This is a genomic window from Micromonospora sp. WMMD956 (assembly GCF_029626125.1).
GTDB classification, from domain to species: domain Bacteria; phylum Actinomycetota; class Actinomycetes; order Mycobacteriales; family Micromonosporaceae; genus Micromonospora; species Micromonospora carbonacea.
In genome coordinates, this window is sequence record NZ_JARUBI010000005.1 from 4,371,166 (window position 1) to 4,392,808 (window position 21,643).

Consider the following 21,643-nt stretch of genomic DNA (forward strand, 5'->3'; position numbering starts at 1 on the left):
TGATCCACGCGGCCGGGTCCCCCGCGGCCGCCCGCACCGGGAGGCCGCTGATGAAGCCGGGCCCTCTCCCCGGGGTCGCCGTGCCCGACGAACCGGGCGACCCCGCCGCCCCGCCGCGCCGCGCCCCGCTGCCCGCCCGATTCGGGCGCACCGAGCCGTCGGCGGGCGAGCCCCTCGCCGTGGTCGCCGCCGGTCCGGCCGGCGCCGCGCGCCGCGACGTGCTCGCCGCCCTGCTGGGGCTCGCCCCGGAGCGGCTCGCCGTACCGCCCGGGAGTTGGCTGCTGGTCGACCACGCCCGGGTGTCGACGCGGGCCGCGTACGTGCCGGGCTACCGGCAGCCGCACGCGTACGCGCCGGACGGCTCGGCTACGGGGCCGGCGCTGGCCCGGCCGCCGCGGCGGGTCGAGCTGACCGTCGCCGAGCCGCTGCTGCGGCGGTTCGCCGTGGTCGACACACCCGACACCGGGACCCTCGGCCTCGCCGGCGGGCGGCTGCTGCTCGACGCGGTCGGCCGGGCCGGGGCGCTGCTCTTCGTGATCGCCGCCGACCAGGCGTTCAGCGCCGCCGAGCTGCGCCTGCTGGCCGAGGTCGCCGCCCTGCCGGTCGAGGCCTACTTCGTCGTCACCCCGGGGCTGTCGGGCTGGGCCGCGCCGCCGGAGCTGGCCGCGTCGCCGGAGCTGGCCGCGTCGCCGGAGCTGGCCGCGTCGCCGGAGCTGGCCGCGTCGCCGGAGCTGGCCGGGCCGCCGGAGCTCGCCGGGGCGGCCGGGGCGGTGGATCCGGCCGGGGTGGCGGTTGCCGCGCACCGCGCCGCGCTGCTCGCCGCCGTGCCCGGGCTGGCCCGGGCGCGGTGGTACCCGGCCCGCCCCGACGACACCGAGGCGCTGCGCCGGGCCGTCGTGGGGTGGGCCGCCGACGAGGGACTGCGCCGGTGCAGCGCCCAGCCGCCCGAGCCGCCCGGCGCGCACGACCGGGTGCCGGTCCTGCCCGGCGCGGAGGCGACCGACTGGGCCGGTCAGCTCGAACGGCAGGCCCGCTCCTGCGCCCAGCGGATCCGGCAGGACGTCGCCCTGGAGCTGGCCGACACGCACCTGCGGGTGGTGCAGGAGATCGTCTTCGGGGTCGGGTGCGCGGGGCTGCCGCAACTGCTCGACCGGGAGCTGGAGGCGCTCTCCCTGTTCGCCACCGCCCTGTGCGACCGGGCCGTGCGGGCCATCTGCGACGACGCCGCCGAGCGGGTCCTCGGCGGACCGGTCCCCGACGGCGTACGGCGGCGGATCGCCGAGGCCGTGCGGTTCGGGCTCGACGACCACGCGGCGGGCCGGGGCCTCGACCGGGTGCTGCTGGTCACCAGCACCGCCGGGGTGGCGGAGCTGACCGGCCCCGGCGCGTCCGACGCGCTGCGCGGCTATCCGGGCGCGGAGCGCCCCGAGGTGCTCCCGCCGATCGCCGTGGGGCTCTCCGGCGGGTGCTGGCAGCGCTGGCGCGGCCCCGGCAACGACGACCCGGGCGGTGCCCGGGCCTGGGCGCAGCGGGCCCTGCGCGAGGTCGAGCTGGAGCTGACCCGGGAGGTGTCCCGGCGGGTCGAGGCGGTCCGGCTCTCGCTCGCCACGGTGCTGGCCGATGCGCTCGACCACGGCATCCTGCTCGCCTGACGGCGGGCCCGGCGCGCGGCGGCGGGGCCCGGCCGGGCCGGCCCGGTGTGCCGCTCCGGCGGCCGATCCGGGCCCGTCCGGCGTTCCGGTTCATCGCTTCCCCGCGACCGGTGGCACGATGGGGGGCATGGCGGCTCCGCAGGTTGCGCCGGTCGAGACCCCGGACACCGAAGAGGTGCCGGTCTCCGACCGGCCGTGGGTGACGATCGTGTGGGACGACCCGGTCAACCTGATGTCGTACGTGACCTGGGTCTTCCAGAAGCTGTTCGGCTACAGCCGGGAGAGGGCCGAGAAGCTCATGCTGGACGTGCACCACAAGGGGCGGGCGGTGGTCTCCAGCGGGGCCCGGGAGCGGATGGAGCACGACGCGGCGCAGCTGCACGCGTACGGGCTGTGGGCCACGGTGGAGAGGTCGTGAGCATGTTCCGTCGCCGGGGCGAGCGGTACGTCGCCACGCTGGCCGTGGACGAGGTCCGGGTGCTGCGCAAGGTGGCCTCCGAGGTGGTGGGGCTGCTCACCGAGGGCTTCGACCACACCGACCCGGTGGTCGGCCGGCTCTTCCCCGAGGTCTACCCGGACGACTCGGCGGGCACGGCGGAGTTCCGCAAGTACACCGAGGGCGACCTGAAGACCGGCAAGATCGATCAGGCCGGGGCGATCCTCGCCGCGCTGCCCGACTCCGCCGGTGGCGAGGTGCAGCTCGACGCCGAGGCGGCCGAGGCGTGGCTGCGGGCCCTCAACGACGCCCGCCTCGCGATGGGCGTCCGGCTGGAGATCAAGGACGGCACGGACCTGGGCGCGGAGCTGGACGCGGCGGTCGGCGCCGACCCGTCGTCGAGCCGGGTGTTCCAGCTTTCGGTCTACGCCTATCTCGGCTATCTCCAGGAATCCCTGCTCAACGCCATGATCGACTGACCGTGACCCGCGCCACCTCGCTGTGGGCGTCGGCGAGGGGCTAGGCTGGGCGGCGTGCTGAGCATCGACCGGTCGATCATCGACGCGATCGTCGCCCACGCGCGTCGGGACCACCCGGACGAGGCGTGCGGCGTGGTCGCCGGCCCCGCCGGCCGTGACACCCCGACCCGGCACATCCCGATGGAGAACGCCGCCCGCTCCATGACGTTCTACGAGTTCGACTCGATGGAGCACCTGCGGGTGTGGCGGGAGATGGACGACCGTGACGAGGAGCCGGTGGTGATCTACCACTCGCACACCGCCACGGAGGCCTACCCCTCCCGCACCGACGTCTCCTTCGCCGGCGAGCCGGGGGCGCACTACCTGCTCGTCTCCACCCGCGAGCCCGACACCGAGGAGATCCGGTCCTTCCGGATCGTCGACGGCGTGGTGACCGAGGAGCCGGTGGAGATCGTGGACGCCGCCGTGGACCCGCACGCCGTCCAGTCCTACATGTTCGGGCAGAGCCCGGCGACGGTCGACTACGAGTGTTCCGACCGCTGACCCAGCGGCCCCGCGACATTCCTTCTCTTCCCGTCACCGTGCAGACCGCACACCCGAACAAGGAGTACGACACCATGGCCATCGAGGTTCGCATCCCCACCATCCTGCGCACGTACACCGGCGGCGCGAAGGTCGTCGAGGGCGCCGGCGACACCCTGGGCGACCTGCTGACCGACCTGGACTCCCGGCACGGCGGCCTGCGGGCCCGCCTGGTCACCGACGCCGGCGCGCTGCACCGGTTCGTCAACGTCTACGTCAACGACGAGGACGTCCGCTTCCTCGGCGCGCTCGACGCCAAGCTCAACGACGGCGACAGCGTCACCATCCTGCCGGCCGTGGCCGGCGGCGCGTTCGGCTTCGCCGCCGCCGCGGCGATCGCCTCGCACAGCGCCTCGCACCCGGTGACCCCGCACGCCGTCGCCCGCTGAGGCGGCCGGCGATGGCGCGCTACGACAGCCTGCTGGACGCCTGCGGTGGCACGCCCCTGGTGGGGCTGCCGCGGCTGTCGCCGGTGGTGCCCGAGGGGGCGCCCCCGGTGCGGCTGTGGGCGAAGCTGGAGGACCGGAACCCGACCGGCAGCATCAAGGACCGGGCGGCCCTGTTCATGGTCCGCCGGGCGGAGTCCGACGGCAGGCTGCGCCCCGGCGACACGATCCTGGAGCCGACCAGCGGCAACACCGGCATCTCCCTGGCCATGGTGGCCAAGCTGCGGGGCTACCGGCTGGTCTGCGTCATGCCGGAGAACGTCTCGACCGAGCGGGTCCAGCTGCTCCGGATGTACGGCGCGGAGATCATTTTCTCGCCGGCCGCCGGCGGCTCGAACCAGGCCGTCGCCACCGCCAAGCAGATCTCGGCCGAGCACCCCGACTGGGTGATGCTCTACCAGTACGGCAACGAGGCGAACGCCCGGGCGCACTTCGAGACCACCGGCCCGGAGCTGCTGGAGGACCTGCCCACGATCACGCACTTCGTGGCCGGGCTGGGCACCACCGGCACGCTGATGGGCACCGGTCGCTACCTGCGGGAGAAGGTCGACGGCATCCAGATCGTCGCCGCCGAGCCGCGCTACGGCGAGCTGGTCTACGGGCTGCGCAACATCGACGAGGGCTACGTCCCGGAGCTCTACGACGCGACGGTGCTGACCCGGCGGTTCTCCGTCGGCACCCGGGACGCCGTGCTGCGCACCCGGCAGCTCGTCGAGGTGGAGGGGATCTTCGCGGGCTTCTCCACGGGTGCGATCCTGCACGCCGCCCTCGCGGTGGCGCACGAGGCGGTCCGCGACGGCCGCCGCGCCGACGTCGCGTTCGTGGTCTGCGACGGCGGCTGGAAATACCTGAGCACCGGCGCGTACGGCGGCACCCTCGCCGACGCCGAGGAGGCCCTGGAAGGGCAGCTCTGGGCGTGACGAGGGGGCCGGCGACGGGCCCGACGGGGCGCCGGCCGGGATGACGACACGGACGGGCCGTGACCGGGTGACCGGCGGCGGCCCGTCCGTCTCGCTGACCCGGAGACGGGCCGGGGGTGTCACGTTCGTGACAACTTCCAGCAGATGATTCTTGCCCCGGGGTGCGTCAGCGTAGGCTGCGCAGCGTGTCGTACGCGTCGGTAAAGATCATCGACGGAGCGGCGGCCGACGTGACGACTACGGTATGCGACAGCGGGACGACTCCATGAGACTGACCGTCCTCGGCTGTGCCGGGAGCTTTCCCGGACCCGACTCCCCGTGCTCGGCCTACCTGGTCGAGGCCGAGGGTTTCCGGCTCCTGGTCGACTTCGGCTCCGGCGCCCTCTCCACCCTCCAGCGCTACGCCGGGCTGCGTGCCCCGGACGCGATCCTCCTCACCCACCTGCACTGTGACCACATGCTCGACGCCGCCTCCTACGTGGTGGTGCGGCGCTACGCCCCGGACGGCCCGTACCCGGCCCTGCCCATGTACGCCCCCTCCGGCGCGCCGGACCGGCTCGCCCTGGCCTACGGCCAGGAGGACAGCACCGTCGAGGACGTCTACCAGTTCTACGGCCTCCAGCCCGGCACGTTCCCGATCGGCCCGTTCACCGTCACCGTCGACCGGATGAACCACCCGATCGAGACGTACGGCGTGCGGCTGGAACACGACGGCCGGGTGCTCTGCTACTCCTCCGACACGGCGCCCTGCGAGGCGCTGCTGCGGCTGGCCCAGGACGCCGACGTCTTCCTCTGCGAGGCCAGCTACCTCGACGGGGTGGAGAACCCGCCGGACCTGCACCTCACCGGCCGGGAGGCCGGCGAGGCTGCCACCAAGGCCGGCGTGGGGCGGCTGCTGCTGACCCACCTGGTCGCCGCGTGGGGCAGCGAGGCGCTCACCGTCGAGGCGGCCGGCACGACGTACGACGGTCCGCTGGAAGTGGTCCGCGCGGGCGCCTGCTACGACGTCTGACCCGGCGGGTGCAAGGAAGGGCCCCCTGTTAACGCATTCTGTTGTACAGGGGCCCCCTCCTAACCGCTGGGCCGGCGAGACCGCTGGGCCGGCCAGCGCGTCGATCCGGCGTGCGCCGACGCGAGTGCGCGGGGCGGGACCCGCGGCGGCCCCGTCCGCCGCACCGCATAGGGTGCAGGGATGGCGCGACCTGACGGGCGGCGGCCCGACCAACTCCGACCGGTGACCCTGAGCCGGGGCTGGAGCACCCACCCGGAGGGCTCCGTGCTCGTCGAGTTCGGCGGGACGCGGGTGCTGTGCACAGCGAGCGTCACGGAGGGGGTGCCCCGCTGGCGCAAGGGCTCCGGGCTCGGCTGGGTGACCGCCGAGTACGCGATGCTGCCCCGCGCCACGAACACCCGCTCCGACCGGGAGAGCGTCCGGGGCAAGGTCGGCGGGCGCACCCACGAGATCTCCCGGCTGATCGGCCGCAGCCTGCGGGCCGCCATCGACCTCAAGGCCCTGGGCGAGAACTCCGTCGTCCTCGACTGCGACGTGCTCCAGGCCGACGGCGGCACCCGCACCGCGGCCATCACCGGCGCGTACGTGGCGCTGCACGACGCGGTGACCTGGCTGGCCGCCCGCAAGGCGCTGGCCGGCAGGCCGGAGAAGGTGATGCACCGTTCCGTCGCCGCGGTCAGCGTCGGCGTGATCGCGGGCGAGGCCCGGCTGGACCTCTGCTACACCGAGGACGTGGCCGCCGAGGTCGACATGAACGTGGTCTGCACCGGGACCGGCGAGTTCGTCGAGGTGCAGGGGACGGGCGAGTCCGGCGTCTTCGCCCGCGACCAGCTCGACGCCCTGCTCGACCTGGCCGTGGCCGGCTGCGCGGAGTTGGCCGAGGCCCAGCGAAAGGCACTCGTCCCGTGAGCGCGAGGAGTGAGCTTGCGAGCCCCGCAGTCGCGAACAAAGGCGGTACGGGGTGAGCGCGAGGAGTGAGCTTGCGAGCCCCGCAGTCGCGAACAAAGGCGGTATAGCGTGAACAAGATCCTGCTCGCCACCCGTAACCGCAAGAAGCTCGTCGAGCTGCAGCGGATCCTCGACGGCGCGCTCGGCGCGCACCGGGTCGCGCTGCTCGGCCTCGACGACGTCGAGGAATACCCGGAGCTGCCGGAGACCGGCCTGACCTTCGGCGAGAACGCGCTGATCAAGGCGCGGGAGGGCTGCCGGCGCACCGGGCTGCCGACCATCGCCGACGACTCCGGTATCGCCGTGGACGCGCTGAACGGCATGCCCGGGGTGTTCAGTGCCCGCTGGTCCGGCAAGCACGGCGACGACCGGGCCAACCTGGAGCTGGTGCTGGACCAGATCGCCGACCTGCCCGACGAGCACCGGGGCGCGTCCTTCGTCTGCACGGTGGCCCTGGTGCTGCCCGGCGGCAAGGAGCACCTGGTCGACGGCCGCCAGGCCGGCCGGCTGCTGCGCGCGCCGCGCGGCGAGGGCGGCTTCGGGTACGATCCGATCTTCCTCGGCGACGGCCAGGACCGCACCAACGCGGAGCTGACCCCGCAGGAGAAGGACGCGGTCAGCCACCGGGGCAAGGCGCTGCGCGAGCTGGCGAAGCTGGTCGCGAAGGTGCTGCCGCCGGCGGCCTGACGGCGGGGCGGGCGGCGGTCGGCCGGGTGGCGACGTGCCTGGTGTGCTGACGGGGTTCGCCGTCATCGGCGCCGTCATCGGCGTCGGCTACCTGGTGGGCCGCCTCGGCGTGCTCGGGCCGGGGGCGTCCACGGTGCTGTCCCGGGTGGCGTTCTTCGTCGCGACCCCGGCGCTGCTGTTCGACACGGTCGCCCACGCCGACCTGCGCGAGGTCTTCTCGGCCGCCCTGGTCGTCACGGTTGCGGGCACCACCGTCGTGGCGGCGGTGTTCGTGCTGGTCGCGCGGCTGCTGTGGCGGCGTCCGGCGGCGGAGGCCACGATCGGGGCGCTCACGTCGTCGTACGTGAACGCGGCGAACATCGGCATCCCCGTCGCCGTCTACGTCCTCGGCGACGCGTCGTTCATCGCGCCGGTCATCATGTTCCAGCTCGTCGTGATGGCACCGGTCGCCTTCGCCGTGCTGGACACGGCGGTCGGCGGGCGGCGCTCGGTGGCCCGGTCGGTGGTCGCGCCGCTGGCCAATCCGGTCACGGTGGGCTGCGCCCTGGGCCTGGCCGTCAACCTGACCGGCTGGCTGCCGCCGGAGCCCGTGCTGCGGCCGGTGGAGCTGGTCGCGGCGATGGCCGTGCCCGCCGCCCTGCTGTCGTACGGGCTGTCGCTGCACGGCGCGCCCCGGCCCGGCTCCGGGGACACCGGGCGGGACGTGTGGCTGGCCGTCGCGCTGAAGACCCTGGCCCAGCCCGTCGTCGCGTACCTCGTGGCGCGGCACGCGCTGGGGTTGCCGCAGCCGACGGTGCTGGCCTGCACGGTCACGGCCGCGTTGCCGACCGCGCAGAACGTCTTCGTCTACGCGGTCCGCTACGACCGGGGCGTGGTGCTGGCCCGGGACGCGGTGCTGCTGTCCACCGTGGCGGCGGTGCCGGTGCTGATCGGCGTGGCGGTGCTCGGGAGCTGAGGCGGCGCGGCGCGAGGCCGGCCGGGCCGGGCAGGACGGCACGGCCGGGCGGGGACACGGCCGGGGAGGGCGGGACGGCGCGGCCAGGCGGGCCGGGCCGGCGACGCTCAGCCCAGCGGGCCGATCTCCCGCTCGATCGCCGCCCGCAGCTCCGGCCCGGCCACCACGGCGCGGGCGGCCTCCATCAGCGGGGCGAGGAAGATGTCCGGCCCCGGCTGGCCGGCGGCCCCGCCGAGCGCCGCGAGGGCGGCCCGCCCGGCCGGGGACGGCGTGAGCGGGGCGCGGAGCTGGAGGCCCCGCACGGCGGCCAGCAGCTCCACGGCGAGCAGGCTGGTCAGGTTGTCCAGCACGGTGCGCAGCTTCTTGGTGGCCGCCCAGCCCATCGACACGTGGTCCTCCTGCATGCCGCTGGTCGGCAGCGAGTCCACCGAGGCGGGCGCGGCGAGCCGGCGGTTCTCGGCGACGATCCCGGCGGCCGTGTACTGGGCGATCATCAGCCCCGAGTTGACCCCGGCGTCGGGGGAGAGGAACGCCGGCAGGTCCCGGTTGCGGGTGACGTCGAGCAGCCGGTCGACCCGCCGCTCGGCGATCGCCCCGACCTCGGCGGCGGCGATGGCCAGGAAGTCGGCGGCGAAGCCGAGCGGCGCGCCGTGGAAGTTGCCGGTCGACTCGACCCGCCCGTCGGGCAGCACGACGGGGTTGTCCACCACGGACACCAGCTCCCGGTCGGCCACCGCGCGCACGAAGTCCAGGGTGTCGCGGGCCGCCCCGGCGACCTGCGGCGCGCAGCGCATCGAGTACGCGTCCTGCACGGCGTGCGCCAGGTCGTCGCGGTGCGAGTCCATCACGGCGGAGTCCTGGAGCAGCCGGTGGATGTTCGCGGCCGACACGGACTGGCCGGGGTGCGGCCGGATCGCGTGCAGCTCCGGCAGGAACGGCCGCTCGGAGCCGAGCATCGCCTCGATGGCCAGCGCGGCCGTCACGTCGGCCAGGGTGAACAGGTGGGCCGCGTCGCGGATCGCCAGCAGCAGCATGCCGAGCATGCCGTCGGTGCCGTTGATCAGCGCGAGCCCCTCCTTCGCGGCGAGCTCGACCGGGGCCAGCCCGGCCGCGTCCAGCGCGTCGGCGGCGGGCAGCCGTTCGCCGGCCGGGCCGAGCACCCAGCCCTCGCCGAGCAGCACCAGCGCGCAGTGCGCGAGCGGGGCCAGGTCACCGGACGCGCCGAGCGAGCCGTGCTCCGGCACCCACGGGGTGACGTCGGCGTTGAGCAGGTCGACCAGCGCCTGCGCGACCAGCGGGCGGACCCCGGAGCGGCCCAGCGCCAGCGAGCGTACCCGCAGCAGCATCATCGCCCGGACCACCTCGCGGGGCATCGGCGCGCCCACCCCGGCGGCGTGAGAGCGGATCAGCGCGTGCTGCAACTCGGCCCGCCGATCGGGCGCGACGAACGTGTTGGCCAGCGCCCCGAACCCGGTGGAGACGCCGTAGACGGGGCGGCCGGCGGCCTCGATGCCGTCCACGATGGACCGGCTGGTGGCCATCGCCGCCACGGTGGACGGGTCGAGGACGACCTGCGCGCCGCCGCGCGCCACGGCGAGCACGTCGGCGGGGGAGATCCCGGTGGGCTGGACGGTCACGATCGACATTGCGGCACTCCGTTGTGCAGGACCTGGCGGATCAGGGGGACACCGGGCCGGTAGGCCAGGTGCAGGTGGGACGGGGCGTCGAGGACGATCAGGTCGGCCCGCGCGCCGGGCCGCAGCACCCCGACGTCGTCGCGGCGCAGCGCCCGCGCGCCCCCGGCGGTCGCGGCCCACACGGCCTCCGCCGGGGTCATCCGCATCTCGCGTACGGCGAGCGCGACGCAGAACGGCATCGACGAGGTGTACGACGACCCGGGGTTGCAGTCCGTCGCCAGCGCCACGGTCACGCCCGCGTCGAGCAGCCGCCGCGCGTCCGGGTACGGCGACCGGGTGGAGAACTCCGCCCCCGGCAGCAGGGTGGCCACCGTCGGCGAGCCGGCGAGCGCGTCGACGTCGGCGTCGGACAGGTGGGTGCAGTGGTCGACGCTGGCCGCGCCCAGCTCCACGCCGAGCTGCACCCCCGGGCCGGGGCCGAGCTGGTTGGCGTGCAGCCGCACTCCCAGCCCTGCGGCCTGCCCGACGGTGAGGATCGCCCGCGCGTGGTCGGCGTCGAACGCGCCCCGCTCACAGAACACGTCGACCCAGCGGGCGTACGGCGCGGCGGCGGCGAGCATCGGCCCGCAGACCAGGCCCACGTAGTCGTCGGGGCGGCCGGCGTACTCGGCGGGGACGACGTGCGCGCCGAGGAACGTCGTCTCGGCGGTCACCTCGGCGGCGATCCGCAGCGAGCGGGCCTCGTCGGCGACGGTGAGGCCGTACCCGCTCTTGGTCTCGATCGTGGTGGTGCCCTGCCGCAGCGCCTCGCCGACCAGCCGGCGCACGGTGGCCCGCAGTTGGCCGTCGGAGGCGGCGCGGGTCGCGCCGACCGTGGTGCGGATGCCCCCGCCCGTGTACGGCTCGCCTGCCATCCGGGCGGCGAACTCGGCGGCCCGGTCCCCGGCGAAGACCAGGTGGGCGTGGCTGTCCACGAAGCCCGGCAGGACCGCGCCGCCCCGCGCGTCGACGCGGCGGTCGGCAGCGGGCGCGTAGCGCGCCGGACCGACCCAGGCGATCCGGCCGTCCTCGATCAGCACGGCGGCGTCGCGGCGCAGGCCGAGCGGGCCGCCGTCGCCGGTGCCGGCCACGTTGGTGACCAGCTCGCCGATGTCGTCGACCAGCAGGCTGCCGATCACCGGGTCACCGCCCCGATAGCGGCGCGCAGCTCGGCCGGCACGTCCACGGTCAGGTGCCGCCCGTCGGCGACCACCTGCCGGCCGTCGACGACCACCGAGGCGACGTCGGCGGCGGTCGCCGCGAAGAACGCGCCGCCCGGCGGCACCCCGGCGGTGCGGGCGCTGTCCAGGCGCACGGTCACCAGGTCGGCGCGGGCCCCGACGGCGAGCCGGCCGGCGTCGGCCCAGCCCAGTGCGGCGTGCCCGGCGGCGGTCGCGGCGGCCAGCAGCTCCGCCGGGGCGAAGTGCCCCCGGCGGCGGGTGCGCAGCCGCTCGTCCAGCTCCACCGCCCGCGCCTCCTCGAACGGGTCGACGACGGCGTGGCTGTCGCTGCCCAGGCTCAGGGCGACGCCCGCGTCGGCGAGCCGCCGCGCCGGCCCGATCCCGTCGGCCAGGTCCCGCTCGGTGGTGGGGCAGAGGCAGACCCCGGCGCGGGCCCCGCCCAGCAGCGTCACGTCGGCGCTGGTCAGGTGGGTGGCGTGCACGGCGGTCGTGGCCGGGGTGAGCGCCCCCCGGTCGGCCAGCAGCCGGGTCGGCGTGCAGCCGTACGCGGCCCGGCAGGCGTCGTTCTCGGCCGGCTGCTCGGACAGGTGCACGTGCAGCGGCACCCCCGCGTTGCGGGCGGCGAAGGGGGCGATCTGGTCGGCCGGCACCGCCCGCACCGAGTGCAGCGCCGCCCCGATCCGGGCGTGCGGCTGGCCTCGTTGCACGGCGGTCAGCCGGTCGTGCCGGTCGGACCACCCGTCGACGTCGCCGTCGCCGAAGCGCCGCTGCGGCCCGGCGAGCGGCGCGCCGCCGACGGTGGCGGTCAGGTAGAGCGTGTCGAGCAGGGTGAGCCGGATGCCGGCCTGGGCGGCGGCCTCGATCAGGGCCGCGCCCATCGCGTTCGGGTCGGCGTAGCCGGTGCCGTCGGGGCCGTGGTGCAGGTAGTGGAACTCGCCGACGCAGGTGATCCCGGCGAGGGCCATCTCGGCGTACGCGGCGCGGGCCAGGGCCAGGTAGCCGTCCGGGTCGAGGCGGGCGGCCACCTCGTACATCCGGTCGCGCCAGCTCCAGAAGTCGCCCCGCCCGCCCTGTTGGCCCGGCCCGCCGTCCGCGCCCTGGGTGCGCCCGCGCAGGGCGCGGTGGAACGCGTGCGAGTGGGCGTTGGCGAGGCCGGGCAGGGTGAGCCCGGGCAGCCGTACGGCGTCGGCCAGCACCTCGACCCCGGCGGTGGGCGCGCCGTCGGCCGACAGCGGGGCGACGGCGGTGATCCGGCCGCCGTCGGCCTCGATCAGCACGTCGGCGGTGGGCTCGGGCTGGTCGGGCAGCCACGCGTGCTCGGCGAGCCAACGGGTGGCGGTCATCGTCGCGGCTCCCCGGTCATCGGCACGTCAGCTCCGTCAGCACCCGGGCCAGGGCGGCCACCCCGGCGGCGCAGTCGGCGTCGGTGGCCGCCTCGGCGGGGGAGTGCGACACCCCGGTCGGGTTGCGCACGAACAGCATCGCCGTGGGCAGCCGCCCGGCGAGGACCCCCGCGTCGTGGCCCGCCCCGGTGGGCAGCACCGGCGCGTCGAGCAGCGCCGCGAGCCGCCGGCCGAGGTCGCCGTCGAAGCCGACCAGCGGCGTCGCCGACTCCTCGGTCACGGTGACCTCCGTGCCGTCGCGCCCGGCCCGCTCGGTCGCCTTGGCGCGGACCGCCTCGACCAGGCCGGCGACGGTCTCCGGGTCGGCGGCGCGGGCGTCCAGCCAGCCGGTCACCCGCGCCGGGATCGCGTTGGTGGCGTTCGGCTCGACCCGGACCCGGCCCACCGTGGCGTGCGCGCCGCGCAGCCGGGCCTCCTTGTTGGCCGCGAGCACCGTGAACGCGTACGTGAGCATGGGGTCGCGGCGGTCGGCCATCCGGGTCGTACCGGCGTGGTTGCCCTCGCCGTGGAAGTCGAAGCGCCAGCGGCCGTGCGGCCAGATGGCGCTGGCGACCGCGACGGGCGCGCCCTGGTCGACCAGCGCGCGGCCCTGCTCGACGTGCAGCTCCACGAAGCACGACCAGCCGGCGAGCAGGTCGGGGCGGGGGCCCGCCGGCCGGTCGCCCAGCGCCTCGGCCAGGCTCACCCCGTCGGCGTCGCGCAGCCCGGCCGCGTGGTCGGCGTCGAGCGCGCCGGTGAGCAGCCTCGACCCCAGGCAGGGTACGCCGAACCGGGCCCCCTCCTCCTCGGCGAACGCGGCCACCACGAGGGGCCGGGACGGGGTGACGCCGGCGGCGCGCAGCTCGTCCACGGCGAGGAACGCGCTGACGATGCCGAGCGGCCCGTCGTACGCGCCGCCGTGCGGCACCGAGTCGAAGTGGCTGCCGGTCAGCACCGCCTGCGGCGCGTCGGGCTCGCCCCAGCGGGCGAAGAGGTTGCCGTTGCCGTCGACGGTCACCGGCATGGCCCGACGCTCGGCCTGCGCCCGGAACCAGTCGCGCAGGGCCAGCTCGGGGTCGGTGAACGCGTACCGCAGGTAGCCGCCGCTGCCGGCGTCGCGCCCGATCGGCGCGATCTGATCCCACAGCTCGCGGAACCGCCGCTGGCTGCTGTGGTCGTTGTTAGGAAGGGGCCCTTCACCTGCAGAATGCGTTAACAAGGGGCCCCTCCTTGCACCTCGGCCATCGGGACGCGGACGCCGGTGCGGGCGGCGACCTCGCGGGCGGCGTCGTAGCCGGCGTCGACGTGCCGGATGACGCCCATCGCCGGGTCGTTGGTGAGCACCCGCTCGATCTTCTGCCCGGCCAGCGGGGTGCCGTCGGCGACGCAGACCTGACCGGCGTGGATGGACCGGCCGATGCCGACCCCGCCGCCGTGGTGGATGGACACCCAGGACGCCCCGCTGGCCGTGTTGACCAGCGCGTTGAGCAGCGGCCAGTCGGCGATCGCGTCGGAGCCGTCGGCCATTGCCTCGGTCTCCCGGTAGGGGCTGGCGACGCTGCCGCAGTCGAGGTGGTCGCGGCCGATCACCACCGGCGCGGAGAGCTCGCCGGAGGCGACCATCTCGTTGAACCGCACCCCGGCGCGGTCGCGCTCGCCGTAGCCGAGCCAGCAGATCCGCGCCGGCAGGCCCTGGAACGCGACCCGCTCGCCGGCCAGCCGGATCCACCGGGCCAGCGACTCGTTCTCGGGGAACAGGTCGAGGATCGCCCGGTCGGTGGCGGCGATGTCGGCCGGGTCGCCGGAGAGCGCCGCCCAGCGGAACGGGCCCTTGCCCTCGCAGAACAGCGGCCGGATGTACGCCGGCACGAAGCCGGGGAAGTCGAACGCCCGCTCGTACCCGCCGAGGCGCGCCTCGCCCCGGAGCGAGTTGCCGTAGTCGAAGACCTCCGCGCCGGCGTCGAGGAAGCCGACCATCGCCTCGACGTGCCTCGCCATCGACTCCCGCGCCCGGTCGGTGAACTCGGCCGGCTTCGCCTTCGCGTAGTCGGGCGCGTCGGCCGGCTCCACCCCCTCCGGCACGTACGACAGCGGGTCGTGCGCGCTGGTCTGGTCGGTGACGACGTCGATCGGCACGCCCCGGCGCAGCAGCTCGGGGAAGACCGTGGCCGCGTTGCCGACGACGCCGACCGACAGCGCCCGGCGGTCCCGCTTCGCGGCGAGCACCCGCTCGACGGCGTCGTCGAGGGAGTCGGCGACCTCGTCGAGGTAACGGTCGCGCACCCGGCGGTCCAGCCGGGACCGGTCGACGTCGACGATCAGGCACGCGCCGCCGTTCATGGTGACCGCGAGGGGCTGCGCCCCGCCCATCCCGCCGCAGCCGGCGGTGAGCGTCAGCGTCCCGGCGAGCGTGCCGTCCCTGAAGCACTTCGCGGCGACGGCCGCGAACGTCTCGTAGGTGCCCTGGAGGATGCCCTGGGTGCCGATGTAGATCCACGAACCGGCGGTCATCTGCCCGTACATGGTCAGGCCGAGCGACTCCAGGCGGCGGAACTCCGGCCAGGTGGCCCAGTCGCCGACCAGGTTGGAGTTGGCCAGCAGCACCCGGGGGGCCCACTCGTGGGTGCGCAGCACCCCGACCGGGCGGCCGGACTGCACCAGCATCGTCTCGTCGTCGCGCAGGTCGGTGAGCGTGCGCACCAGCGCGTGGTACGACGGCCAGTCCCGCGCCGCCCGCCCGGTGCCGCCGTAGACGACCAGGTCGTCGGGGCGCTCGGCGACCTCCGGGTCGAGGTTGTTCATCAGCATCCGCAGGGCGGCCTCCTGCGGCCACCCCCGGGCGGTGAGCGCGGCCCCCCGGGCGGCGCGGACGGGCTGGGGCATCTCGTCTCTCCTCTCAGCCGAGGAACAACTGGCGACGGGCGGCGGAGGACTCGAAGGCCTCCAGCCGGCGCTGGGTCTCGGCGGGGGCGGCGTCGCAGATGGCCTGAAGGACCACCATCGCCAGGGTCATCGGTGCGGTGTGCAGGTCGAACACGAGGTCGGTGCCGACGGCGGCCGGGAGCACCACCTCGGCGTGCTCGGTCGCGGGGCTGACCGGCGAGTCGGTGATGGCCACCACCGTCAGCCCGGCGGCCCGCGCCTCGGCCAGCGCGTCGAGGGTCTCCCGGGGGTAGCGGGGCAGGACGAAGGCCAGCAGCGCGGTCGCGCCGGCCGCCGCGGCCTGCTCCAGGCGGTCGGCGAGCAGGCTGCCGCCGTCGTCGAGCACCCGCACGTCGGGGTGCACCTTCGCGGCGAAGAACGCGAAGTACGCGGCCAGCGGCGCGGCGGCCCGCAGCCCGAGCACCGGCAGGGGGCGGCTCGCGGCGAGCAGCTTGCCGACGGCGGCGATCCGGTCGGTGTCGGCCAGCTCGCCGGCCAGCCGCTCCAGGTTGGCCACCTCGGTGTGGACGGCGCGTTGCAGCTCGTTGCCGCCGGAGGGCTCGTCGGTGCCGGCGGCGCCGGTCAGCTCGCGCAGCCGGCGGCGCAGCGCCGGGTAGCCGTCGTGGCCGAGCGCGACGGCGAACCGGGTCACCGACGGCTGGCTGACGCCGGCCAGCTCGGCCACCTCGGCCGCTGACAGGTACGCCGCCGCGGCGGCGTGCTGCACCAGGCTGTGCGCGATGCGCCGCTGCGTCGGGGTGAGCCGGACGCCCTGGAAGAGGTCGAGCACCCGGGCGGCGGACGCCCCGGAGGTGCCTCCTTCATTCATGGCCTGACCCTATGCATGAAAACTTTCAGAGGCAACCCCGCGACGGCCTCCCGCGTCGTGCCGCCTCGGTACTATCCGCACGGCGGGTGAACAGAGGAGTGGGGCATGCAGCCGGAGGGTCCGTACAGGTTCACCGAGGCGTCGGGCGTGTGCCAGGTCGGCAGCGTCTGGTGGGCGGTGGACGGTCAGGACCGGCTGCTGACCATCGCCGTGCTGGAGGGGGCCGCCGCCGCCGACCGGCCCTGGCGGGAGGCGTTCACCAACGCGGCGGACACCCTCGCGCAGACCCCCGGCGGCCCCCGCTACGTCAACGCCGACTTCGCCGCCGCCCGCCCCTGGGTGGCCTACCCGGCCGAGGTGGAGAACGCCGCCGACAAACTCTTCGGCCTGCTCGGCATGCCGCTGCGCTCGCCCCACCTGGAGCCCGTCGGCGACCCGGCCACCCGGGGGGCGACGCCGGCACCCACCCCGGCCACGCCGACCACCCCGGGCAGGCCGACCCCGGCCACGCCGACCTCGGCCGTCCCCGCCTCGGCCGTCCCCGCCTCGGCCGTCCCCGCCTCGGGTCAGCCCGCCTCCGGTGTCCCCACCTCCGGCGTCCCGGTCTCGGGAACGCCCAGCTCGGCGGTGCCCGCCTCCGGAGCGCCCGTGTCCGGGATGCCCGGCTCGGGGGCGCCGCCGGTCTGGGCGGCGCACGCCACCGGCTCGCCGGTCGTCGCGACCGCGCCGGCGGAGCCGCCGGCCGCCCACCCCGGGTTCGCCGACCCGCCGCCGCACGACCCGTTCGCGTCGCCCGCCCGGCGCATCCAGCCGTCCCCGCCGCCCCGGCCGCGCACCGGGCTGCGGCTCGGCGTCGCGGCGCTGGCCCTGGTCGTGCTCGCCGCGGGCGGCGGGCTCGCGGCCTGGGCCGTCACCCGGGGCGCGGACGCGCCGTCGCCGGCCGGCCCCGCCGGGGCGTTCCCGACCGTCACCCCCGCCGCCGGCTTCCGCCCGTGGAGCCAGGCGGCCCCCTACAGCGCGCAGGAACGGGCGCTCGCCACCGCCGCGCCGGGGCTCGTCTTCGTCGAGGCCGTGTTCAACGGATACCTACGCGACGGGCGGACCGGGGCGCTGCTCAACCCGACGCCCGTCACGTTCCAGCGGCGGTGCAGCGGCTTCGTGGTCGACCCCGCCGGGCACGTGCTCACCAACGGCCAGTGCGTCGCCCCCGACGAGCCGGTCGCCCGGGAGCGGGCCCTCTACACCCTCGGCCGGATCCTCGTCGCCGGCAAGAAGCTCACCTCGGGCGCGCTCGACGGCTGGGTCCGGTCGCGGACGGCCGGCACCCGGTTCACCGGCAAGGAGCCGGACCGTCCCCCGTCCAGCCAGGTCTTCGTGCAGCTCAACCAGGCCACCGGCGGGCTCACCGGCACCCCGGCGATCGCCGGGGAGGTGGTCCGCACCCGGGCCGCCGACGCCGGGGACCTCGCCCTGGTCAGGGTCGCCCGGCCCGACCTGCCCGCCGTCGAGCTGGGCGACGCCGCCGCGCTGACGCCGGGCGGCGTGGTGGCGGTCGCCGGCTACCACACCGTCGACGCCGACTTCCGCGACGCCACCTACACGCTGCGCTCGAAGACCGTGCAGGTCACCGCCACCGACACCGGCCAGGGCCCGGTGCCGCTGTTCCGGATCGGCGACGACATCGGGATCTACTCCCACGGCGGCGTCGCGCTCGACCCCGCCGGCCGGGTCGTCGGCGTACTCACCAACGACCGGTCCGGGGCGGGTGGGGCCAACCGGGCCGTGGTGCCGGTCACCGCCGTCCGGGAGCTGCTCGCCGAGGCCGGGGTCACGCCCGCGCTCGGTGACGCCGACCGGCTCTACCGGCGCGGGCTGGACGCGTACTTCACCGGGCGGGACGACACGGCGGTGTCCCAACTGGACGCCGTCGCCCGGGGCGGCAACGGAAACGAGCTCGCCGAGGCGTACCGGCAGAGCGCCGCCGACCGGCAGCAGCTCACGGCGGCGGCGCCGGAGCAGTCCAACCTGCCCACGGTCCTGTTCTCGGGGCTCGGCGGCGCGCTGCTCGCCGCGCTCGCGATCGGCGTGGTGCTGCTGGCGCGGCGTCGATCGCGCCGCTGACCCCGGCCCTCCTTCGGGCGGTCAGCGGGTCGAGGTGTCCCGGCCCCACGCCCCGCGCGGGTGGCGGCGGGCGCGCAGCGCGGCGGCGAGCGTGACGGCCACGTAGACCACGGCGGCCGGCGCGAGCCAGGGGCGGGGCAGCACCACGTCCCGCAGCCAGGACGACGGGACCGACGGGCGGATCCCGGGGTGCGAGGCGCGCAGCATGGCGTTGCCGGCCCGCACCCGGGCCAGCGTGCGGACCAGGTCCCGCAGCGTCCGGGGGGTCTGCACGACCGACGCCACCGCCGACACCTCGCGCTTCTCGGCCGAGGCGAACCGGGAGTCCAGGAAGAGGTCGTCGGCGATCTCGGCCGGGAACCGGTCGAAGCGCTCCCGTCCCGCCGCCGACACCCCCAGCACGCCCCGGCCGAACAGCGCGTCGGCGAAGATCGGCAACCGGGTGTTGACGGCGTAGTAGGCGCGCACCAGCAGCGGCCGGCCGGCGGTGACCATCTCCCTGCGGGGGGTCACGGCCAGCGGCGGGTCCACCGGGGCGGTCAGCGCGGCGGCCATCGCGCGCAGCGCGCCGGGGCCGAGGACCACGTCGGCGTCCAGATAGAACCGGGGGAAGCCGCGCGCCACCGCGTCCCCGGCGTTCAGCGCGGCCGCCTTGCCCGCCTCGGCCAGCTCCACCACCTGTACGCCGGGCCGCGCGGCGGCCACCCGCGCCGTGTCGTCCGTGCAGCCGTTGGCCACCACGACGATGTCCAGCTCGACGCCGGAGCCGGGGCCCGCGTCGGCGAGCAGCGCGTCCAGGCAGCCGCCGATGACGTTCGCCTCGTCGTGGGCGGCGATGACCACACCGATCGGGACGGGGCGGGGCGGGGGGCTCGGCACGGCTGACCAGCTTGCCGGACGGGCCGCCGCACCGGCAAGCCGGGGTCGCGTCGCCGCGCGCCCCGCCGGGCGGCCTCGGGGTCAGCGGACGGGGCCCCCGCGTTGGTATCGTCCTGGTGTTTCGCCCCTTACCGACGGTTGGACAAGGTGGACAGTCCCACGCCGCTCACCGCCCCCGGCCCCCGGCTCGCGGGCGGCACGCCGGAGCGGCTCGACCGGGCCGTCGGCCACCTCGCCACCGCCGCGCTGGCGCTGATCGCGGTCAAGCCCCTGCTCGACATCGGCGAGCGCGACGCGGGCGGCGGGGTCGACCTGGGCGTCCTGCTCAGCGCCGTCGGGGCGGGCTGCATGCTGGCCGCCCTCGCGGCGGCGGTGCTCGCGGCCCGCCGGCTGCCGCCGCGCCCCGTGCTGGCGATGCTGCTCGCCCTCGCCCTGCTGCTGGTCGTCTCCGGGTTCAGCTACCTGGCGGCCGGTCCGCGCGCCGACCTGCTGGCCCTGTTCGACATCCGTCGCTACCCCATCTACGGTCCACGGCTCGACCCCGCCTCGGCGATCCCCGCCGAGGCGGTGCGGCTGCTGGTCAGCTTCGCCCCGGTGGCGCTGATCGGGATGGCGCTGATGAGCCCGGCCCGGTTCCCCGTCCGCCGGCTGGCCGGGGTGGCGGCCGTCGTGCTGGCCGGCGCGGTCGTCCACTGCGCGCTGGCCTGGCTCCAGGTGGCGGGCGTCGTGCCCTACTCGTTCTACTTCGAGCTGCCCGGCCAGAAGATCGGCCGGGCGTCGGGGGGCTACTACCACCCGATGTCGCTCGGGCGGCTGCTGATGTTCTCGGTGTTCCTCTGCTACGTGCTCGGCGACCGGCTCCGGGCGGCCGGCGACCGGCTGCGCCTGACGCCGCTGCGCCGCTACGCGCTGATCGGCCTCTTCGTGGCCACCGGCGCGGTGTCGCTGCACCGGCTCACCATCGGCTGCCTGCTGGTGATCGTGGCCGCCTTCGAGGCGCGGCGGCTGGGGGCCCTGCGGGCCGCGCTGGGCACCCGCGTCGGCCGGCGGCGGGTCGTGGCCGTGGCCGCCGGCCTGCTCGCGGCCGGCGGGGTCGCCGTCGCGCTCGCGGGCGAGACTGTCCGGGAGCGGGCCGGGGTGGCGCTGACCGAGGTCGGCTCGCTCGACGTACGCTCCGACACGTTCATGCACGGCCGGGGCGCGATCTGGAACGACGTGGCCCGCGTCCTGCACCGGTCCACGCCGGACGTCTGGCTCTTCGGGTTCGGCTACGAGCCGTGGGACATGCACAACGACCTGCTGCGCATCCTCGTCGTCTGGGGCGTCGTCGGCCTCGTCGCGGTCGTCGGGATCGTCGCCGGCCTCCACGTCGTCGTCCGGCGGCGGTGCGCCGACCCGGCGCAGCGCTGGGCGCTCGGCGTGCTCTACGCGGTCTTCGTGCTCTTCGGGCTCACCCAGAAGCCGATGGCGTACCCGTACTTCATGTGGCTGTTCCTCTTCGGGCAGCTGGTGATCCTGTCGCTGGGCGGCGCGGCGGGCGCGTCGCCGGGCGACGCCACGGTCGCGGCCGAGGTCGAACGGGGGGAGGAGGGGCGGCTCGATGAGGCATCCACTGCCGGCGTCCGTCCAGGGTGAGCACGACGCGGACGGGGTGGCGCACGCGGGCGACGACGCGGCCGTGGTGCCGACGTTCTCGGTCTGCATCGTGGTCCGCGACCGCGCCGAGCTGCTGGTCGACGCGGTGCGCAGCGTGCTGGCCAACCACCACCGGGACTTCGAGCTGGTCGTGGTCGACGACGGCTCGGCCGTCCCGGTCACCCGGGTGCTGGCGGAGGCGGGCGTGTCCGCCGACCGGCGGGTCCGGGTGCTCAGCCTGCCGCCGAGCGGCATCGCCCGGGCCCGCAACGTCGCCCTGCGCGCCGCGACCGGCCGCTACATCACGGTGCTGGACTCCGACGACGAGCTCTCCGCCGACGCGCTGGGCCGGCTGCACGACCTGCTCACCGCCACCGGCGGCGGCTGGGTCTACGTCGACTACCACGAGGTGCGCGGCGACGCCTCCCGGCGCATCCGGCTGCCCGAATACACTTCGGCGCGCACCATGCTGCTGGGCGTGCTGACCCGCCCCCGGCTGCCGTTCAAGCACTCCGGCACCACCATCGACCGGCGGGTGCTGGAGCGCATCGGCGGCTACGACGAGAGCTTCCGGCTCTTCGAGGACGTGGAGCTGATGCTGCGGGCGCTGCGCGCCGGCGTGCACCCCCGGCACCTGCCCCACCCGGTGGTCCGGTTCCGCCGGCACGACGGCAACATCACCCGGGGCCGCCTCGGCGGCCTGGTCTTCTGGTTCCGGCTGGTCGACATGTACCGCCCGTCGCGGACGCCCGGCGTGGCGCTGGGCATCAAGGCGCTGCGCACCCTCAGCGAGACGGGGAAGTGGCTTGTCAGCCTCGGCCGTTGACGCCGGGCGCGGCGGCGAACCGCGGCGCGGGCGAGAGCCGGACTCCGGCCCCGGGCCGCACCCGAGGCCCGGGCG

20 protein-coding genes are annotated in these 21,643 nt (G+C 76.0%); 13 read left to right on the forward strand and 7 right to left on the reverse strand.

Annotation, left to right across the window (positions count from 1 at the left end; genetic code table 11):
- Positions 1 to 50: 50 nt before the first annotated feature.
- From O7628_RS19780 to O7628_RS19825, 10 genes are all read left to right on the forward strand, one after another.
- Positions 51 to 1,652, forward strand: coding sequence for a hypothetical protein (locus tag O7628_RS19780; RefSeq protein WP_278132649.1), 1,602 nt, complete (start codon positions 51 to 53; stop codon positions 1,650 to 1,652).
- Positions 1,653 to 1,779: 127 nt separating this feature from the next.
- Entirely contained in the window at positions 1,780 to 2,070 is a 291-nt protein-coding gene (gene clpS, locus O7628_RS19785) for an ATP-dependent Clp protease adapter ClpS (protein WP_043962170.1), read from the forward strand.
- A 2-nt stretch (positions 2,071 to 2,072) separates the two neighbouring features.
- Complete coding sequence (locus O7628_RS19790; protein WP_176734816.1) at positions 2,073 to 2,567, forward strand: DUF2017 domain-containing protein; 495 nt, start codon at positions 2,073 to 2,075, stop codon at positions 2,565 to 2,567.
- A gap of 54 nt (positions 2,568 to 2,621) precedes the next feature.
- Positions 2,622 to 3,110, forward strand: a complete 489-nt coding sequence (locus O7628_RS19795; protein WP_278132653.1) for a M67 family metallopeptidase — start codon at positions 2,622 to 2,624, stop codon at positions 3,108 to 3,110.
- A gap of 74 nt (positions 3,111 to 3,184) precedes the next feature.
- Positions 3,185 to 3,538: a MoaD family protein gene (locus O7628_RS19800; protein WP_074474019.1), complete on the forward strand. Its 354-nt coding sequence runs from the start codon at positions 3,185 to 3,187 to the stop codon at positions 3,536 to 3,538.
- An 11-nt stretch (positions 3,539 to 3,549) separates the two neighbouring features.
- On the forward strand, positions 3,550 to 4,515 hold the full coding sequence (locus O7628_RS19805) for a pyridoxal-phosphate dependent enzyme (protein WP_178063660.1): 966 nt from the start codon (positions 3,550 to 3,552) through the stop codon (positions 4,513 to 4,515).
- Between the two features lie 265 nt (positions 4,516 to 4,780).
- Entirely contained in the window at positions 4,781 to 5,527 is a 747-nt protein-coding gene (locus tag O7628_RS19810) for an MBL fold metallo-hydrolase (RefSeq protein ID WP_278132655.1), read from the forward strand.
- A gap of 180 nt (positions 5,528 to 5,707) precedes the next feature.
- Positions 5,708 to 6,436, forward strand: coding sequence for a ribonuclease PH (rph, locus tag O7628_RS19815; RefSeq protein WP_278132657.1), 729 nt, complete (start codon positions 5,708 to 5,710; stop codon positions 6,434 to 6,436).
- A 108-nt stretch (positions 6,437 to 6,544) separates the two neighbouring features.
- Complete coding sequence (gene rdgB / locus O7628_RS19820) at positions 6,545 to 7,162, forward strand: RdgB/HAM1 family non-canonical purine NTP pyrophosphatase (RefSeq protein ID WP_178063663.1); 618 nt, start codon at positions 6,545 to 6,547, stop codon at positions 7,160 to 7,162.
- Positions 7,163 to 7,196: 34 nt separating this feature from the next.
- Entirely contained in the window at positions 7,197 to 8,117 is a 921-nt protein-coding gene (locus O7628_RS19825; protein WP_278132660.1) for an AEC family transporter, read from the forward strand.
- 107 nt (positions 8,118 to 8,224) lie between these two features.
- Here the strand turns inward: O7628_RS19825 and hutH are convergent, their stop codons facing one another.
- From hutH to O7628_RS19855, 6 genes are read right to left on the reverse strand one after another with little or no spacing between them, the layout of a single operon-like run.
- Positions 8,225 to 9,763 carry a histidine ammonia-lyase gene (gene hutH, locus O7628_RS19830; RefSeq protein WP_278132662.1) on the reverse strand — a complete coding sequence of 513 codons (1,539 nt, stop codon included), beginning with the start codon at positions 9,761 to 9,763 and terminating at the stop codon, positions 8,225 to 8,227.
- Positions 9,751 to 10,929 carry an imidazolonepropionase gene (gene hutI / locus O7628_RS19835; RefSeq protein ID WP_278136355.1) on the reverse strand — a complete coding sequence of 393 codons (1,179 nt, stop codon included), beginning with the start codon at positions 10,927 to 10,929 and terminating at the stop codon, positions 9,751 to 9,753. The genes hutH and hutI overlap by 13 nt, the downstream gene beginning before the upstream one ends.
- The gene (locus O7628_RS19840; protein ID WP_278132664.1) at positions 10,929 to 12,317 is read right to left on the reverse strand and encodes a formimidoylglutamate deiminase; all 1,389 of its coding nucleotides are present in this window, start codon (positions 12,315 to 12,317) and stop codon (positions 10,929 to 10,931) included. The genes hutI and O7628_RS19840 overlap by 1 nt, the downstream gene beginning before the upstream one ends.
- A 16-nt stretch (positions 12,318 to 12,333) precedes the next feature.
- Positions 12,334 to 13,575: an allantoate amidohydrolase gene (locus O7628_RS19845; protein ID WP_278132666.1), complete on the reverse strand. Its 1,242-nt coding sequence runs from the start codon at positions 13,573 to 13,575 to the stop codon at positions 12,334 to 12,336.
- Positions 13,569 to 15,239 carry a urocanate hydratase gene (hutU, locus tag O7628_RS19850; protein WP_278132667.1) on the reverse strand — a complete coding sequence of 557 codons (1,671 nt, stop codon included), beginning with the start codon at positions 15,237 to 15,239 and terminating at the stop codon, positions 13,569 to 13,571. Before hutU ends, O7628_RS19845 begins: the two co-directional genes overlap by 7 nt.
- A gap of 13 nt (positions 15,240 to 15,252) precedes the next feature.
- Positions 15,253 to 16,107 carry a MurR/RpiR family transcriptional regulator gene (locus O7628_RS19855; RefSeq protein ID WP_278132668.1) on the reverse strand — a complete coding sequence of 285 codons (855 nt, stop codon included), beginning with the start codon at positions 16,105 to 16,107 and terminating at the stop codon, positions 15,253 to 15,255.
- Positions 16,108 to 16,212: 105 nt separating this feature from the next.
- On the opposite strand from O7628_RS19855, the gene O7628_RS19860 reads away from it, so the two are divergent.
- Positions 16,213 to 18,228: a trypsin-like peptidase domain-containing protein gene (locus tag O7628_RS19860; RefSeq protein ID WP_278132670.1), complete on the forward strand. Its 2,016-nt coding sequence runs from the start codon at positions 16,213 to 16,215 to the stop codon at positions 18,226 to 18,228.
- A gap of 21 nt (positions 18,229 to 18,249) precedes the next feature.
- Here the strand turns inward: O7628_RS19860 and O7628_RS19865 are convergent, their stop codons facing one another.
- Positions 18,250 to 19,107, reverse strand: a complete 858-nt coding sequence (locus O7628_RS19865; protein ID WP_278132672.1) for a glycosyltransferase — start codon at positions 19,105 to 19,107, stop codon at positions 18,250 to 18,252.
- A 147-nt stretch (positions 19,108 to 19,254) separates the two neighbouring features.
- Here O7628_RS19865 and O7628_RS19870 point away from each other — a divergent pair, with 147 nt between their 5' ends.
- Both O7628_RS19870 and O7628_RS19875 read left to right on the forward strand, forming a co-directional pair.
- Positions 19,255 to 20,742, forward strand: coding sequence for a hypothetical protein (locus tag O7628_RS19870; protein WP_278132674.1), 1,488 nt, complete (start codon positions 19,255 to 19,257; stop codon positions 20,740 to 20,742).
- Positions 20,708 to 21,568: a glycosyltransferase gene (locus tag O7628_RS19875; RefSeq protein ID WP_074473663.1), complete on the forward strand. Its 861-nt coding sequence runs from the start codon at positions 20,708 to 20,710 to the stop codon at positions 21,566 to 21,568. Before O7628_RS19870 ends, O7628_RS19875 begins: the two co-directional genes overlap by 35 nt.
- Positions 21,569 to 21,643 lie beyond the last annotated feature (75 nt).

Excerpts from the sequence above, each read along its gene's own strand:
- O7628_RS19810 (WP_278132655.1), top strand. The coding sequence starts at position 4,781 with ATGAGACTGACCGTCCTCGGCTGTGCCGGGAGCTTTCCCGGACCCGAC.
- O7628_RS19840 (WP_278132664.1), bottom strand. The coding sequence starts at position 12,317 with ATGACCGCCACCCGTTGGCTCGCCGAGCACGCGTGGCTGCCCGACCAG.
- O7628_RS19805 (WP_178063660.1), top strand. The coding sequence starts at position 3,550 with ATGGCGCGCTACGACAGCCTGCTGGACGCCTGCGGTGGCACGCCCCTG.
- O7628_RS19800 (WP_074474019.1), top strand. The coding sequence starts at position 3,185 with ATGGCCATCGAGGTTCGCATCCCCACCATCCTGCGCACGTACACCGGC.
- O7628_RS19790 (WP_176734816.1), top strand. The coding sequence starts at position 2,073 with ATGTTCCGTCGCCGGGGCGAGCGGTACGTCGCCACGCTGGCCGTGGAC.
- O7628_RS19860 (WP_278132670.1), top strand. The coding sequence starts at position 16,213 with ATGCAGCCGGAGGGTCCGTACAGGTTCACCGAGGCGTCGGGCGTGTGC.
- O7628_RS19855 (WP_278132668.1), bottom strand. The coding sequence starts at position 16,107 with ATGAATGAAGGAGGCACCTCCGGGGCGTCCGCCGCCCGGGTGCTCGAC.
- hutH (WP_278132662.1), bottom strand. The coding sequence starts at position 9,763 with ATGTCGATCGTGACCGTCCAGCCCACCGGGATCTCCCCCGCCGACGTG.
- hutU (WP_278132667.1), bottom strand. The coding sequence starts at position 15,239 with ATGCCCCAGCCCGTCCGCGCCGCCCGGGGGGCCGCGCTCACCGCCCGG.
- O7628_RS19780 (WP_278132649.1), top strand. The coding sequence starts at position 51 with ATGAAGCCGGGCCCTCTCCCCGGGGTCGCCGTGCCCGACGAACCGGGC.
- O7628_RS19875 (WP_074473663.1), top strand. The coding sequence starts at position 20,708 with ATGAGGCATCCACTGCCGGCGTCCGTCCAGGGTGAGCACGACGCGGAC.
- rph (WP_278132657.1), top strand. The coding sequence starts at position 5,708 with ATGGCGCGACCTGACGGGCGGCGGCCCGACCAACTCCGACCGGTGACC.
- clpS (WP_043962170.1), top strand. The coding sequence starts at position 1,780 with ATGGCGGCTCCGCAGGTTGCGCCGGTCGAGACCCCGGACACCGAAGAG.